The 535-nt window shown below is 61.5% G+C and carries 1 protein-coding gene; it reads left to right on the top strand.

The genetic code is table 11. From position 1 onward, the window contains the following. On the top strand, positions 1-354 hold a 354-nt coding region (locus V7702_RS16845), incomplete at its 5' end, for a TrbI/VirB10 family protein (protein WP_335651223.1). Between the last annotated feature and the right edge of the window lie 181 nt (positions 355-535).

The following is a 535-nucleotide window of genomic DNA, read 5'->3' on the forward strand; positions in this document are numbered from 1 at the left end:
CGGGTCACCATCGCCTGGGACCGGATCATCCTGCCCGACAATCAAACCATCCAGATCAGCTCCTTCGGGGGAGATGAACTGGGCCGCTCAGGTGTCACCGGCTTTGTCGATACCCGCTTCGATGAGCGCTTCGGCTCGGCGGCGCTGATTTCGCTGATCTCCGCCGCGCCAAGCGCCGCTGCAGCAAATGTTCAGGACGAGACCACGGCGGACGTGCTCGAAGACGTGGGCGACGATCTTGCCGATGCCACGGACTCTGTGATCGGAGACTACCTCTCCATCGGTCCCGTCATTTATGTCGACCAGGGCGCCCGCGTCACGGTGATGGTCGACCGCGATCTGGAGATATTCTGAGCCCATGTCGCTGAGCTATCTCCAGACCTCGCTCGACCGGATCGACGCCGCCGCCCGCGACGATGTCATCGAGATCTGCATCAATCCCGATGGCAGCTGCTGGGGAGAATTCCAGGGCGATCACTTCATGCGGAAGCTGGATCAGGCGTTGACCGCAACAGAAGTGAAGGACCTCGGCAAC

Source organism: Phenylobacterium sp., assembly GCF_036963605.1.
Taxonomy (GTDB): Bacteria; Pseudomonadota; Alphaproteobacteria; order Caulobacterales; family Caulobacteraceae; genus Phenylobacterium.